General features: G+C 25.6%; 15 protein-coding genes, 2 pseudogenes and 1 riboswitch. Of the genes and pseudogenes, 5 read left to right on the top strand and 12 right to left on the bottom strand.

Features of this window, described 5'->3' with window-relative positions; genetic code table 4:
* Window positions 1-35: 35 nt before the first annotated feature.
* The 5 genes from SKUN_RS05250 to SKUN_RS05230 form a co-directional block, all read right to left on the bottom strand.
* Window positions 36-1814 carry a 1-deoxy-D-xylulose-5-phosphate synthase gene (locus tag SKUN_RS05250; RefSeq protein WP_053391149.1) on the bottom strand — a complete coding sequence of 593 codons (1779 nt, stop codon included), beginning with the start codon at window positions 1812-1814 and terminating at the stop codon, window positions 36-38.
* 13 nt (window positions 1815-1827) lie between these two features.
* On the bottom strand, window positions 1828-2502 hold the full coding sequence (locus SKUN_RS05245) for a hypothetical protein (protein ID WP_053391148.1): 675 nt from the start codon (window positions 2500-2502) through the stop codon (window positions 1828-1830).
* Window positions 2503-2508: 6 nt separating this feature from the next.
* The gene (gene xseB / locus SKUN_RS05240) at window positions 2509-2730 is read right to left on the bottom strand and encodes an exodeoxyribonuclease VII small subunit (RefSeq protein WP_053391581.1); all 222 of its coding nucleotides are present in this window, start codon (window positions 2728-2730) and stop codon (window positions 2509-2511) included.
* Complete coding sequence (gene xseA, locus SKUN_RS05235) at window positions 2720-4012, bottom strand: exodeoxyribonuclease VII large subunit (RefSeq protein ID WP_053391147.1); 1293 nt, start codon at window positions 4010-4012, stop codon at window positions 2720-2722. Before xseA ends, xseB begins: the two co-directional genes overlap by 11 nt.
* Before the next feature lie 108 nt (window positions 4013-4120).
* On the bottom strand, window positions 4121-4987 hold the full coding sequence (locus SKUN_RS05230) for a formate/nitrite transporter family protein (protein ID WP_144416772.1): 867 nt from the start codon (window positions 4985-4987) through the stop codon (window positions 4121-4123).
* Between the two features lie 378 nt (window positions 4988-5365).
* Between SKUN_RS05230 and SKUN_RS05225 the strand changes: the two genes are divergently transcribed.
* Window positions 5366-5626 carry a hypothetical protein gene (locus SKUN_RS05225; protein ID WP_053391145.1) on the top strand — a complete coding sequence of 87 codons (261 nt, stop codon included), beginning with the start codon at window positions 5366-5368 and terminating at the stop codon, window positions 5624-5626.
* 69 nt (window positions 5627-5695) lie between these two features.
* Here SKUN_RS05225 and groL read toward each other — a convergent pair whose 3' ends face one another.
* From groL to SKUN_RS09360, 4 genes are all read right to left on the bottom strand, one after another.
* Complete coding sequence (gene groL, locus SKUN_RS05220; protein WP_053391144.1) at window positions 5696-7309, bottom strand: chaperonin GroEL; 1614 nt, start codon at window positions 7307-7309, stop codon at window positions 5696-5698.
* Window positions 7310-7333: 24 nt separating this feature from the next.
* Window positions 7334-7606: a hypothetical protein gene (locus SKUN_RS05215; RefSeq protein ID WP_053391143.1), complete on the bottom strand. Its 273-nt coding sequence runs from the start codon at window positions 7604-7606 to the stop codon at window positions 7334-7336.
* A gap of 472 nt (window positions 7607-8078) precedes the next feature.
* Entirely contained in the window at window positions 8079-8237 is a 159-nt protein-coding gene (locus SKUN_RS09365) for a hypothetical protein (protein ID WP_158500793.1), read from the bottom strand.
* A gap of 202 nt (window positions 8238-8439) precedes the next feature.
* A complete protein-coding gene (locus SKUN_RS09360) occupies window positions 8440-8577 on the bottom strand; it encodes a hypothetical protein (RefSeq protein ID WP_158500792.1) in 138 nt (45 codons plus the stop codon).
* A gap of 93 nt (window positions 8578-8670) precedes the next feature.
* Between SKUN_RS09360 and SKUN_RS05210 the strand changes: the two genes are divergently transcribed.
* Window positions 8671-8931: a hypothetical protein gene (locus SKUN_RS05210; protein ID WP_053391142.1), complete on the top strand. Its 261-nt coding sequence runs from the start codon at window positions 8671-8673 to the stop codon at window positions 8929-8931.
* Between the two features lie 110 nt (window positions 8932-9041).
* Here the strand turns inward: SKUN_RS05210 and SKUN_RS05205 are convergent.
* Window positions 9042-9254: pseudogene (locus SKUN_RS05205) on the bottom strand (spiroplasma phage ORF1-like family protein); the annotation flags it as partial.
* Window positions 9255-9302: 48 nt separating this feature from the next.
* Between SKUN_RS05205 and SKUN_RS05200 the strand changes: the two are divergent.
* Window positions 9303-9620, top strand: a pseudogene (locus tag SKUN_RS05200) (transposase); the annotation flags it as partial.
* Between the two features lie 175 nt (window positions 9621-9795).
* On the opposite strand, the gene SKUN_RS05195 reads toward SKUN_RS05200, so the two are convergent.
* Window positions 9796-11034: a hypothetical protein gene (locus SKUN_RS05195; RefSeq protein ID WP_053391139.1), complete on the bottom strand. Its 1239-nt coding sequence runs from the start codon at window positions 11032-11034 to the stop codon at window positions 9796-9798.
* Between the two features lie 326 nt (window positions 11035-11360).
* On the opposite strand from SKUN_RS05195, the gene tkt reads away from it, so the two are divergent.
* Window positions 11361-13325 carry a transketolase gene (gene tkt, locus SKUN_RS05190; RefSeq protein WP_053391138.1) on the top strand — a complete coding sequence of 655 codons (1965 nt, stop codon included), beginning with the start codon at window positions 11361-11363 and terminating at the stop codon, window positions 13323-13325.
* A 42-nt stretch (window positions 13326-13367) separates the two neighbouring features.
* Here the strand turns inward: tkt and SKUN_RS05185 are convergent, their stop codons facing one another.
* On the bottom strand, window positions 13368-14393 hold the full coding sequence (locus tag SKUN_RS05185) for an energy-coupled thiamine transporter ThiT (RefSeq protein ID WP_053391137.1): 1026 nt from the start codon (window positions 14391-14393) through the stop codon (window positions 13368-13370).
* A gap of 79 nt (window positions 14394-14472) precedes the next feature.
* Window positions 14473-14571: riboswitch (TPP riboswitch) on the bottom strand.
* A 98-nt stretch (window positions 14572-14669) separates the two neighbouring features.
* On the opposite strand from SKUN_RS05185, the gene SKUN_RS05180 reads away from it, so the two are divergent.
* Complete coding sequence (locus tag SKUN_RS05180) at window positions 14670-15395, top strand: hypothetical protein (protein WP_053391580.1); 726 nt, start codon at window positions 14670-14672, stop codon at window positions 15393-15395.
* Window positions 15396-15409 lie beyond the last annotated feature (14 nt).

The raw sequence follows: 15409 nt of genomic DNA, 5'->3' as shown, positions 1-15409 counted from the left end.
TTAACTCTTATTTTTTCATAATACAAGGATATTTCTTAATTAATTAAGTTTCTTAAAATTTCTTCAAGATTATTCATCTCTTTTTTAATTAAACCAGTTTCATAACCATAATGTGAAATTGTTGCATTATGATTAATTAATAAATCAATAATCTTTGCATATAAACCAGTTTCTTTGATAACTTCTTCAAAAATAATAATTTGTTTATATTTTTCCATGTTAATTTGTTTTATAATTTCTCTATCAACTGGATTAATAAAGCGAGCATTAATAACATTAATTTTTTTTGTTTCTAATTTTGTGATAACTGTTTTTGCTTTAATTACATTATTCCCATATGTTATTAATAAAATTCGCGCTTTAGGATTTTTAATAACATATTCTCACTGTCCAACTGAGAATGCTACTGACAAAACTTGCCGCGTAATTCCCACTTTTGGATAACGAATAAAAAAAGGATCTTTTTTATTAATTAAAGCTAACTTTAATAACTGATCAAACTCACTACTAGTTGCTGGTTGACTAATAATTGGTAAATCACCCATACTATTTAAAAACCCAATATCATAAATTCCATGGTGACTATCCCCATCTGCAAGTGCTAAACTAGCTCGATCAATTAAAAAAACAACTGGCAAATGATTACGAACAACATCATGTAAAACTTGATCATAAGTTCGTTGTAAAAAACTAGCATACATATTCACAATTACTTTTTGATGATCTAAAGCAAAACCAGCAGCTAAGGTCACAGCGTGTTCCTCTGCTAAACCAACATCCAAACAATATTGCGGATTTTGAAGCATAAATTCTTCTAAATGAACTGAAGCTTGCATTGCGGCAGAAATCAAATAAAATTTTTCTGATGCTGTTTGAAATACTTTTTCCAACGTTTTTGCAACATAATAACTTCATTCATTATGTTTATTATCAGTTAAACTATAAGAATGATATTTTTCTTGTTCTGCTTGGGTTAACCCATAACCATAACCTTTTTTTGTTTTAAGGTGCAGAACAACACTTGTATTTTGTTTTTTTGCTTGACGAAGACTTTTTGCTAATTTACGAAAATTATGGCCATCCACTGTCCCAATATAATCTAAATTAAAACCAGCAAATAATCCTGGAATTGCAAAACTACGAATAATTTTTTCAACTAATAGGTGGCCTAATCATAATAATGTTAATGGGGGAATATAACGTAAAGCTTTTACAACTTTACTAGCACTACGATATAGTCATCTAGTTCGAACTTTACTAACTGTTTTATGTAAAATATTAACATTTTTAGAAATACTCATTCCATTATCATTTAAAATAACAATAATTTTATTGGAAATTGTTCCTAAATAAGTTAAAGCTTCTAAAGTTAAACCATTAGTAAATGTTGCATCCCCAATCACACAAATAATATTATTATATTTTTGATTATAACTATAAGCAATTGCTGTAGATAAACCAGTTCCCGCATGGCCATTAGAAAGATGATCATATTTACTTTCGTTAATATGTTGAAAAGCCGCTAAGCCATCAGGTAAGCGAATCGTTGAAAAATGTGCTTTACGATCAGTTAAAATTTTATAAGCATAAGTTTGATGACCAGTATCAAAAATAATCAAATCATTATTGTCAATGTCAAAAGTTTTTAATAAACTAATTGTTAATTCAACTGCCCCTAAATTACTAGCTAAATGCCCCCCATTTTTGGTAACTGTTTCAATAATAAGACGACGAACATCCGCTGCTAATTCAATTAAAGCTTTTGTTTTTAATTTTTTTAAATCAGTATGATGCTGATAATCTTGTAATTTCATCTTTTAACCCCACTTAATACTTTTGTAAAAAATAATTAATTTGTTGAACAAAATTATTAAAATATAATGGTGTAATTTTTCCAATCAAATAATGACAGTAAGCTGTTACATCTAATTTTATTTTATAAATTTCAACATTACTACTATCCTTTAATAACTTTATCATTACTGTTAAATAAATTAAAAAAACAAGATAATAACCATAATTAAAATATAATTCATGATTTGGAAGGTTAACAAAAGGTTGATAAAAAACATTAGCAATAAAATTATAAAGTAAATTAAAATTATAATACATCTTAATTTTTGAATTTATAATTTCATTATTTGCAAAAATTATTTCCTCATAATTATCATCTAGGTAATTAACAAAAATTTTGTTTTTTAATTCCTTAATTACTTTTAAAATTTGTTCTTGTTCACGTTTTACACCAGTATGACGAATATATTGAATATGATAATAAATTAAAACTAATTTAATTAAAATAATACTATCAAAATATTCTTGCTCATCTAAATTATTTAATCGTAATAAATAAACAAAATTTTTAATTAAAATATCTTTTTTATCAAAAGTTTTAAAATCTTTTAAAATCACCCGACTTAATTTTAACTCATGAAATTTTTTTCAAATTTTAATATTATTTTTTTTAACTCAGCCACTACGTTCAAAAATTTGCCCTGCCATAATAAATTATTCTTCATCAACTTTAAAATCAGTTGTGTTATTATCCTTAACAATTTTAGTGACTTTATCTTTAATATCTTGTAATTTAGTTTCCGCTAATTTTGTTAATTTAATGCCCGTTTCAAAAGCATCAATTGCTTCATCTAATGGCAATTGATTATTTTCTAAATCATTAACAATTTGCTTTAATTGTTCTAAAATTTGTTCAAATGATTTATTATTTGTCATTTTTTTCACCATCCTTATTAATTGCTTGTACAATTGATTGAATAATTCCATCTTGCACACGTGTCGTTATTATATCATTATTCTGAACATCATTGGTTGCTAATATCACATTTTTATTTTCATTGTAAGTAATACTATAACCACGAGTTAATGTTTTTAAAGGACTTAATAAGTCTAATTTACTTATTAAATTATTTTTATTATGTTCAATTGTTAAAATTTGTTGTTGAATTGTTCTTACTAATTTTTTATAATAATTTTGAATCATATTTTTATTTGCTATAAAGAATTTTTCTTGTAAAACATTAAACTGCTTTAATAATAATTGATAAGACTGTTCAGATTGTGTATATAATGCTTGGGGTTTTGTTAAAACATAACTATTTTTTAATTCGCTTAGTTTATTTTGCATCTTATCAACTTTGCCTTTAATAAAATTAATTAAATGACGGCTTTGTTGTTGCAAATAATTAACTAATTCTTTCTGATCAGGTGTTGCTAATTCAGCCGCCGCCGTTGGTGTCGGTGCTTGTAAATCACTAACAAAATCAGCTAAAGTAAAATCAATTTCATGACCAACAGCTGAAATAATTGGGATAGTTGCTTGATAAATTGCTTCAACAACTTCAAGTTCATTAAAAGCTCATAAATCTTCAATGCTGCCCCCACCACGACCAACAATTAATGTATCAAGCTGCGGAGTAAATGCCTGTGCTGCCTTAATTTTTGCTCTAATATCATGTTTTGCGTCACTTCCTTGCACTAAACTTGGAAATAAATAAATGTTTGCTTGGGAAAAACGACGATGAATTGTAGTAATAATATCACGAATGGCAGCACCAGTTGGAGCTGTTATTACACCAATATTATTTGGAAAACGTGGAATTGGTTTTTTTAAAGATTGATCAAACCAACCTTTTTTAATTAATTCTTGTTTTAAGGTTTCATATTTTAAAAACAAAGTACCAACACCTTGTAAAGATAAAGTAACTACTTGTAAACTATATGTTCCTTTCGGCTCATATAGTTTAATAGAACCTGTTGCAATAATTTTTAAACCTTCTTTTAATTTAAATTGTAAGTTTTTTGCATTAAACGCAAACATAATTGCCCGAATTTGGGCTTTTTCATCTTTGATTGTAAAATAAACATGTCCTGAAGAGTGATTTGTAATATTAGAAATTTCTCCTTGTAGAGAAATATTAATTAAATTTGGTTCTTGTTCAATTATTGTTTTTAAATAATAATTAATCTCACTAACTGTATAAATATTTTTACTCATTTTCCCCTCCATTATCAATATCCTCCAATTAATAATATCATTGAAACAATAAAATAATTAAAAAAGAAATGTTATTAAAATAACAACATTTCTTTTCTTCAAAAGCAATTAAAGTGTTAATTTTTCTTTTACATCTTTTTTATAAATAAAATAATATAAAAATGGTAAGAAAATCCCTCCACTTAAGAAATTTCCAATTAAAGTTGGTAATTGAACATTGTAAGCAAATTTTCCAAAATCTGCTAAACCACCACCACTTGTTCCAAAAATTTTTAAAAATGGTTGTAAAAATCATAAATATGAATTAGCAACTACATGCGAAAATCCAGAAATTGCAAAAGCCATAATAATTAAATTTACAACAAAGAATTTAGCAACGGCTGTTTTAGTTGTATGTGCAGCATAAATCGAACCAGCAACTAAAAAGTTACATAAAATGGCACTCCCAAAGTTTTCTCATCATTTGTGCTCTAATTTTCCATTAATTAAGATTACCGCATTATTATAAAAATCAGTTTCAGAACCAGGCATATGATTTAAAAAACCACTTCACGCTGTTAAACCAGCCATCACTAAACAACCTAGGAAATTACCACTTAAAACAATAAATAAATTACTAACAAATCTTCCAATATTTAATTGTTTTTTAAAAACAACAATTAATGCTAAAGAATTTGATGTAAACATTTCTCCTCCAAGAAAAACAATCATTGTAATTGCAACAGTAAAGACAAGACCAAATACTAAACTTTTTAAACCAATTGGGATATTATCTCATTTTCCCTTTATTGCCGTAATTGCAGCAATATAACCAAATCCAATAAATAAACCAGCGGCTAAACCCATTAAAAATGTTTTATAAAATGGACTATTTCCTTTTTTTAACGCATACTTATAAATATTTACAAAACTATCCTCATTGCTATAACTATCGGAATTATCTACTTTTTCTTCTTTTTTAATTTCGTCCCTCATTTTTTCTCCTCTTTTTCACATTTTATTTCTCTATAAATAATACTTTATTATTCTATCATAAAAAATAAAAACCTAAATATAATCTAAACTTAAAATAATTAATAACCAGTATTTTTAAATAAGAAACTTTTTAATGTCATTTATCTTACAATAATTGTTTTTATCATCCACCATATTAAACAAGATTCAAAATTTTTAATATATAAAAATTAGGTAAGACAAAAAGTAAATTACATAAATCCTTCTTATTTTCTTACAAATCGTTTTTTATTACCCTAAGGCAAATGTTTTACAATTTCATTATAAAAAAATTGATATAATTTACCTGTTAAGGTAATGAATGATAAATTTTACAACTTAGAAAGGGTAAAAAAAACTATGTTATTTTTAACAAATATAACAAAATCACAAGAAATTTTAAACAAAATTATTTCAATTGGAATGCCATCAACAATTGCTGTTATTATAATTATTTTATTATGTTTAATTATTAAATATCTTAAAATTAAACGAATTATTTATACAATTATTTTATTAGTAATTATTACTTTAATTTGTATTGCAATTTGATATTTTAAAGATGATATCTTAGGAATTGTTTCAGAATATATTAAAGTTGAAAACATAAAAACATTATAAAGCTAATAAAATAAAAATAAATTTATAAAAAGACTGATTGAAATCAGTCTTTTTATAATGTTTCTTTAATTAAATTTCTAAGTCAGGATAACTTGGTGCTTTTGGTTGTTTGTCTTCATCATTATTTACTACAACAGCTTCCGTTGTTAACAACAAAGCACTAACACTACCAGCATGTTGTAAAGCATAACGTGTTACTTTAACTGGATCAACAATTCCTGCCTCAATCATATTTTCTCATGTATTTGTTGCAGCATTATAACCAAAATTGTCATTTTGTTCTTTTAATTTATTAACAATAATTGAACCATCAACGCCAGCGTTAGCAGCAATTTGACGAACTGGTTCTTCAATTGCTCGTAACACAATATTTAATCCTAATTTTTCTTCATCATTTAATTTTAAATTTCCTAATTTTTTCCCAACTTGTACTAATGCCGTTCCACCACCAGCAACAATACCTTCTTCAACAGCAGCTTTAGTTGAATTTAAGGCATCTTCAATTCGTAATTTTTTTTCTTTCATTTCTGTTTCAGTTGGTGCACCAACTTTAATGATTCCAACACCATTTGCAAGTTTAGCTAATCTTTTTTTCAATTTATCTTGCTCAAATGTTGATTTTTCATTTTTAATTTGATTACGAATAAATTCTTTACGATCTTCAATTTCTGCACGTGTTGCTTTTCCTTCAATAATTGTTGTCGTATCTTTTGAAACAATTACTTTTTTTGCCGTTCCTAAATCATCTAAAGTTAAAGTTTTGAAATCCATTTTTAAATCACTATTAATAAATTTACCTTTTACTAGCATAGCAATATCTTCCAATAAATCTTTACGGTTATTCCCAAATTCTGGCGCTTTAACAACACAAATATTGAAAGCACCACGCATTTTGTTTAGTAATAATGTCGGTAAAACATCACCATCAACATCATCAGCAATAATTAATAATGGACGTCCTTCTTCAACAATTTTTTCTAAAATTGGTAGAATTTCTTTCATATTACTAATTTTTTTATCAGTAATTAAAATATATGGATTTTCAAATTCTGTTAACATTTTTTCACTATCAGTTACCATGTATTGTGATAAATATCCCTTATCAAATTGTAATCCTTTAGTAACACTTGTTTCAGTATTGATTGTTTTTGATTCTTCAATCGTAATAACCCCATCATTACCAACTTTAGTCATAATTTCAGCAATTAAGGCACCAATTTCAGGATCTTTTGAACTAACACTCGCAACTTGTGCAATTTCTTCTTTTGACTTAATTTCTTTTGCTGATTCTTTTAATAAAGCCACAATTGCTTTAACTGTTTTTTCAATTCCATTACGAATAGCTACAGCATTTGCACCAGCAGTAATATTTTTTAATCCTTCTTTAACAATTGCTTGAGTTAAAACAATTGCCGTTGTTGTTCCATCACCAGCAACATCATTTGTTTTATTAGCAACTTCAGCAACTAACTTAGCTCCCATATTTTCAAAATAATTTCTTAATTCAATTTCCTTTGAAATTGTAACACCATCATTCGTAATTAATGGTGAACCATAAGTTTTTTCTAATAAAACATATTTTCCTTTTGGTCCTAAAGTCACTTTTACTGTATCAGTTAATTTATTAATTCCATTAAGTAATTTCATTCTTGCTTCTTCAGCAAATTTAATTGATTTTGACATATTTCTATTCCCCCTTTAATTTTATTATTCAATTACGCCTAAAATATCTTCATTAGAAATTAATACTAATTTTTTATTATTAAATTCAATTTCAGTTCCAGCATATTCGCGATAAAGAACTTTATTATTTATTTTTCCTTCAAAGGTCCCATCTTTATTAACTTCAGTACTAATTGCAATTATTTTTCCAATATGGCTTTTGCTTTTTTCATCTTCTGGTAAATAAATTCCATTAATAAATGTTTCTTTTTTTTCTTCTTTTTCTAAGACAATATTTTTTCCTAGTGGTTTAATCATATAACTTTCCTCCTTATTAACATAACTATTAGCAAATGGCATATTTAACTGCCAATAATATATTTAACAAATTTTATTAAAAAATGCAAGTATTTTTATAGTAATATAAATCAACTTTTTGCTAATTTTATTTTAATAAACCATTTCATCTTAATCATATATAATATTAGTTGAAAGATACTCATATAAGATTCTTTTTTCATGTTTTCTATGATAAGTTTCTCAAACAATAATGTTTGATAATATTTTTGCAACAATTCGTATACGATGTTTTTTGTCACTATCATTTCAAATCGCATTAATTTTTATTTCAATTATTTCAGATCAAATTAGCGAATGATGATATATATTCTAATCTTCTAATTCTTCCATCAATGGAAACATTTCTTGCTTCATAAAATATCTCTGCAATAAAAAAAATAATAAACTCTTTTTTTGTTTGTACAATAGTACGATAAATAATAATTTAAGTTTATAATATTGGTCGAAATGAAGCATATAAAATTTTAGTATCTGTAAAAATACTTTCTAATGACGCTTCAATTTCATCTTGATTATCATTGAAACTTCTTTTAACCCTAGTTTCTTGTTTAACATTATTTGCTATATTTCCGTGGTTGTCTTGATTCATAAAATGGACATTTATTAATAACTAACCGATATTAGTAATACCAACTAAAATTAGCCATAATGTACTTTTTTTCATTACCAATTTTCCTTTTTCTATATGTTTTTAATTGATATATTTAAATCTTATAGTATTAACTAATTTTAAGGTAAATTAAAAAATAAAAATCTCTCAGATTGAGAGAGATTTTTGTTCTAAAAAATTTTTATGCTTGTCAACGTAATTTTCATCCAGCAACACTAACATATGTTCCAATTAAAGCAAGTGAAACTCCTAAGTATATCCCATATGTTGGTGTAAAGACAAAGTTTTGACCACTTCATGCTTTTAAAAATGGATACATAGTATATTCATCCTGTACGATGAACCCGTAAAAAAAACAACTCTTGTTAGAGTTGTTTTTTATTTGAAATAAAACAACTCCTAAAAGTAGGTAATGATAATTAAAGAACAAGAAATATGTGATGTTAATGATTGTTATCAAGTAATATCATTCATTACTGAAGAATTTTTATCAAATAAAGTTTTATGAACTTGTGAAAAACATAGAAATTTATTGAATAAAGTAAAATATAAAACACAAAAGCGGTTTTATAAACGCTTAAAAAATTCAAAAATTATCTTTGATTTGTATACTGTAAAACTAAACGATAAAAAGTTAATAATATTTAAACAAATTAAAAATAAAAATCAATAATTACAAAAAAAATAACAAAATAAAAATATTATTTTTAATATTTATTTTCAAAATTATAAAATTAAACATAACAAAAAAATAGATTTTATTAATCATATACAAATATTAATTTAATTTGAAAAAATTTTTTTAAAATGTTGTCTTGATGTAAAATTTTCCAAACAAGGTCTAATCAATGCTGGATTAAATTTTCATACCTCGAATATTTGACTAAAAAAACTATATACTGTCTCAAAAACCTTGCCAACACCACTCGCTAACTCGTTAACTTGTTTAACTCCCGGAATAGTGTTAACAATTCAAATCATCGCATTTTTAATATGAGCACCAAAATCTCACCAACCCTCATGCATTACATATTGCACTTGTCAGATATTGTTATAAATAATAATTTAATTGGGAAAATAAAAGGAATAATAACAGATCGAGGGAAATAATTTAGTAAATGACGAGAAATGGAAATATTTGTTGAAACACAAGTGTATTTTTGTGATACTGGTTCACCACAACAAAAACCTTTAATTGAATATATGAATAGTGAATTAAGATATTGATTTCCTAAAGGGACAGATTTTAATAATGTTAGTCAGAAAAGAATATATTGAGTAGTTAATGTTATAAATAATAAAATCCGACCGTGTTTAAATTGAATAAGTGCAAAAGAAATGTTTTTGCAGAATATTAAATAAATTTATTAATTAAAATTTAATAAATGTTTTTTTAGTGTGCTTAAATATGATTAAATTAAGCTATATTTATAAAATATTTTATTTTTTTTAAAAAAGAGTTGCATTTGTTAAAAATGATGTTATCATCAAATTAACAAGAGACAGAATTTGCTGCTTATATTTACAGGTTTCCAATTTATATATTAAAACCTAAGACCCTATTCTTTTTTACTGGTAGTTTATTAAAAATAAAAATAAAACTTAAAAATAACATCCCAATGATAATACTATAAATAATTATATAAGTTAATATATTTGTATAAAAAGTAATTATTACTGGAATAATAATAATGCCTAACAATAAACTAAAGATAGCATGCCCGAAGACATGTTCAATCATTAGACCTAAAGTTAAATGCTCAGTTCCAACTAAATTAATTATATTATTTTTTTGAATACGACTTAAATGCCCAAGACAACATCCTATTAAGATTTGACTTCCACCTAAACCAATTGTTAAATATAAAATATGTGATAATTGGGTTTGAAAGGGAAAGAAGGCAATTGTTAATCCTAATAATAATGCAATCGCAATTATAGCAATAATTGTATTACAAATAATTTGGTGTTTAATATTATTATTGTTTATTAGTAAATATCCAAATAAATAACTTATTTTTCGAATAACATATAAACTACCTATCATTATAATTATAATTGCGGTGTTATTAAAAATTAAAATAGGAAGAATATAACCAAATACTTCATTAATACTGTATAAAAAACTTGATGAATATAAATAACTTCAAAATTGTTTGTTTTTTTGAAGTACTTTTCAACTATTAGGATTAATTTTAAAAGTAATTTCTTTTGTTTGAATATCATGGTTGAAAAAAATTAAACTAAAGTTAATTAATGCCAATAGACTAAAATATCCTTGTAAGGAAATTTTAGCTGTTAATTCTGTTAAAAAGTATTGTATTAAAAAAGAAATTATAATTGTAACAACACTTCCTAAAATAAAATAAAGAGTAGGGTTTGTTTTTAACTGATGTTCACTGGTATAACTACGGATAATTTCCATTGAAAAAGGAACCATTCCAGCAACAAACATTCCTGTACAAAAAAGCAGTAAGGGATAAAAATAAATAATTAATTTATTATTATCAAAAAAATTAACAGTCATTAATAACGATAGAAAAATAAAAAGAAAAAAACTATTAATTTTAAGGATAAAGGTATTACTTTTTTTCTTTTTAACTTTAGCCCATAATGGGGTAAAAAAGAACATTGAAGTGGGAACTAATAAGAAGAATCAAATTTTTGTTAAACCAAATTTATCAAAAATTGCAAAAGGAATAAATGAAAATAGTGCTCCTATCAAGATTGCCTGAATAATTATTATTATTTTTCAATTTCGTAATTTATTTGTCATTTTTATTATCACATCCTTTGCTTTATGGTATTTATCATATTATTGTTTTTTAGTGTATGGTTTAAAAAAAACTTTTCTTTTTTAATTTACTTTTTTAAAAAATTAGAGGGCGTTATTACGACTTTTAAATAAATATTTAACCATTCAAGAGACCACTCTTTTTCTATTAATTTTTTCATTTCAACTTCATTAATTATAAATGAATAATTCAAAAAAAGTAAGAATTAATGGAATATTTTTCAAATTATTAAGTTCTTTCTTTTAATTCGTTGTACAATCATACTATGAGTATTAATTTATTAGTGTATAAAAAGGAGATAAATAAAATGAAAAAATCAATTGATACAATCAAAATGTTGGGAATTGAAGCAATTAATAAAGCAAATTCAGGCCATTCAGGAATTGTTCTTGGTGCTGCGCCAATGGCATATACTTTATTCACAAGACACTTAGTTGTTAACCCACAAGTGGATAAATGAACAAATCGTGATCGTTTTGTTTTAGCAGCAGGACATGGTAGTGCTTTATTATATTCGTTATTGCATTTATCAGGATTTGATCTTAATATTGATGATTTACGAAATTTTCGTCAAGTTGATTCAATTACTCCTGGTCATCCGGAATCACATTTAACGCCCGGAGTGGATGTGACAACGGGTCCTCTTGGCCAAGGACTTGCAGAAGCAGTTGGTTTAGCGTTAGCAGAAACGCATTTAGCAGCAAGATACAATACCAATAAATATAATCTTTATGATCATTATACTTATGTTTTATGTGGTGATGGTGATTTACAAGAAGGAGTTACACAAGAAGCAATATCTTTAGCAGGACATTGAAAATTAAATAAATTAATTGTATTATTTGATTCTAATGATGTGCAATTAGATAATATGGTTAATGTTGCACAAAGTGAAAACATTGCTGATCGTTTTAAAGCAGCAAATTGAAATTATATTTTTGTCAAAGATGGTAATGATATTGAAGCAATTGATCAAGCTATTATAAAAGCAAAAAAAAGTGATAAACCAACATTAATAGAAGTAAAAACAATAATTGGTGATGGGGCAACAAAACAAGGTACACCAGCAGTACATGGGGCGCCGTTAGGAAGTGATATTGAAACAGTTCGTAAAATGTTAAAATGAGATTATAAACCATTTGAAGTTCCTAGTGAAGTTTATAAGGATTTTGAAATTAATGTTAAACAACGAGGAATTAAAAAATATCAGGAATGATTAGAAATGTATCAAGGTCTTTGCAAAGAAAATTCTACTTTAGCTAAAGAACTTGATGATGCCGTTTATGGTAATTTTAATTTTAATCCACAAGATTTTTGTGATTTAAAACCAATTAAGCCACAAGCAACACGAATTAGTAGTGGGGCAATCCTTGACCGTCTTTCTAATATTATTCCAGCTTTAATTGGTGGTAGTGCTGATTTAAGTGGTAGTACAAAAGCAAAGGGAACTGATGGTGTTTATAGTCCTGAAAATCGATTAGGCCGTAATTTAGCTTATGGAGTGCGTGAATTTGCAATGGCAGCCATTAATAATGGAATTTGTTTACACCGTGGATTAATTCCTTTTGCAAGTGGTTTTTTTGTTTTTGCTGATTATATGAAGCCAGCTATTCGTTTAAGTTCATTAATGGAAATTCCAGCTATTTATATTTTATCGCATGATTCAATCGCTGTTGGTGAAGATGGTCCAACGCACCAACCAATTGAACAATTAGCAATGTTACGTAGTCAGCCAAACTTAAATGTTTTTCGTCCAGCTGATTTTAATGAAACATTAGGAGCTTATCATATCGCTTTACAATCAAAACATACTCCAAGTGTTATTTTAATTACACGACAAGATTTACCAGAATTAGAACATTCAAGTGTTGAGGCAGTTAAAAAAGGAGCTTATCAAGTTTATGGACAAGAAGATAATAATGATGTTGTATTGTTAGCAACTGGTAGTGAAGTTAACATGGCGATTGCTGTTGCAAACAAATTAGAACATGATAAAAAAATTAAAGTAAAAGTAGTATCAATGCCTTGTTGAGAATTATTTGAGCAGCAAGATGCTTCTTTCTATAAACAAAAATTGTTAGAACCAACAGCTTTAATTGCGTCAATTGAATTAGGAGCAACCTTTGGTTGAGAACGTTATACTTCTAATGGTTTAAATTTTGGAATTAACGCTTTTGGACAATCAGGACCATTTCAAGATGTATTAGAATATTTTGGTTTTAATGTAGAAAACATTGTTAATGCTATTAATAAAAAAATGCAATTATCATAAAAATGATAATTGCATTTTTTTATTGTTCTTTTGTTTATTTATTTAACTATCATATTTTAAATAACGTTGTCAAAAAATGGGAGCTAAACTACGTAAAATAAAAGGAACAACAATTTGAATAATTGGATATGTAAAAAGAAAACTATGAATAAAGTTATAAACAATGGCATATAATCAATTACTATAACCTGGTCAAACTGAATCAGGGAATAAAGTTGTTCAAATTAAAACACCAACTAATACTTGTGACAAGTAAATAAGAGTAATAATACTAAAACAAATAATAATATAATTAACATAAGTAATATATTTTTTGTCATTATTAACTTTAAAACGTATAAAACCCGCAATTGTTGGAATAATCATTGGAACAAAATAATCTAATAAATATGATCATGGTGAAACAATAAAATTTGAAGCAATAAATAGAAATGACATCAGGGCACTAATACTCCCAGTTATAAGACCAGCGATTGCTGAGTGTAAAAAAGCAATAACGATAAGTGGAAGATATTTTAAACCAATGCCACCACCATATGGTAAGTTAGGCAATAATGTTTCTAAATATGCTAAAGCTAAGGTTACTGCTACAAACATCGCAATAATAACAATATCAAATGTTTTTCATTTTCAAATTCCTAAATTAATTAAAAATCGTTTTCGTTTCATAGTATTAGTAAATAATAAATAACTAACCTTTATTTCATAACTATAAATTATAATATTACTAATTAAATTAAGAATATTCAAACTAATAATATTTAAAATAATAAACTGAAACTTATAATTAATATATTCTTCATAATTTGTTAATCAAACACTTATTGCAGATATGATACTAAATATTAAACCAAGTCCACAAGTCATTAAACAAAAAAATCATATATTTTTAAAATATTGGTCATTATTTAAATGAAATAGTTTATTTAATCTTGATAGTGGTAAAATACTAAGCGTTATTAAAATACCAAGGTATAAACTTATGACAATAAAAATTGTTACTTTATTGTATCATAAAATAATGTTTTGTTGGTTTAACTTAATCTTAAAAGATGGTGGTGTAACCATATAAAAAATCTCCTTACACAAATAATTTTGTAATTAACTTCTGTAAAAGTGAGCATCAAATTAAATTTATTAAATTAAATAAATAACAAATTTGAACTCCCTACGCTAGTGTTAACTAGATCAGGTTCTAAGAGTATTTCTCAAACTTATGTTTTATAAGTTACCTCTGTCAATTACAATATTATCTTAACATTGTTGGAAAAAACTGCAAGAAATTTTAATAATTTATTATATAATTTATTATATAATAATGTATATGGAATTAGAGGCAAAAATATGTTTAAATGATGAAGACGAAAAAAAACTGAACAAAAAATAGTAAATTTAAAAACAGCTAGTGCTTTTGATAATGAAATTGAAGCATTTAGTGGGGTTAATTTTAGTGATGAAACAGTTGACTTTAAAGTGCAACAATCAACACAAGTGATGGTAAATAAATCAGAAAATTCTGAAATTAGAAATACTGAACAACACATCAAACCATCGAACCAAAAGAATGTTAATAATATTCATAGCCTTGTTCAAAATGCACATCATCAAATTAATAAATACAAAGAAGAATATAATGTTAATGAATATGAAAATTTTTTAGAACGTTTAGAACAATTAAAAAAATTACGTGATAGTTCACAAGTTCAACCAAATGAATTTCAACAAATGCTAAATCAAATTAAAGAACGGAATTTTAATGATCGAATGGCATATATTATGGATCGCATTAAAATTTCTCATCGTGATGATGATAAGTTAGAGTTAAACCATAATTGTGAATCATTAGAAGAGAATATCCCAAAAGGGGTAAAAAAAAATAAAGTTACAATTACTGGTAATAAAAATGAAATTAATAATTTTAAACAAAACTTACAAAAAAAAAATGCTAATTATTTAAGTGAAAAAGAAAATGCTACCATTACATTATCTATTAAACAATTTCAAGAAGTTGTGCGTGATACTGTCGAAGATGTTTTAGTTGAATTAGGAATTAAAAATAAAGATGAATAATTTTTATTTTGTTT

The organism is Spiroplasma kunkelii CR2-3x (assembly GCF_001274875.1).
Classification (GTDB): domain Bacteria; phylum Bacillota_I; class Bacilli_A; order Mycoplasmatales; family Mycoplasmataceae; genus Spiroplasma; species Spiroplasma kunkelii.
Note: the sequence above shows the minus strand (reverse complement) of the source record. Positions and strands in the feature narration are given on the sequence as shown.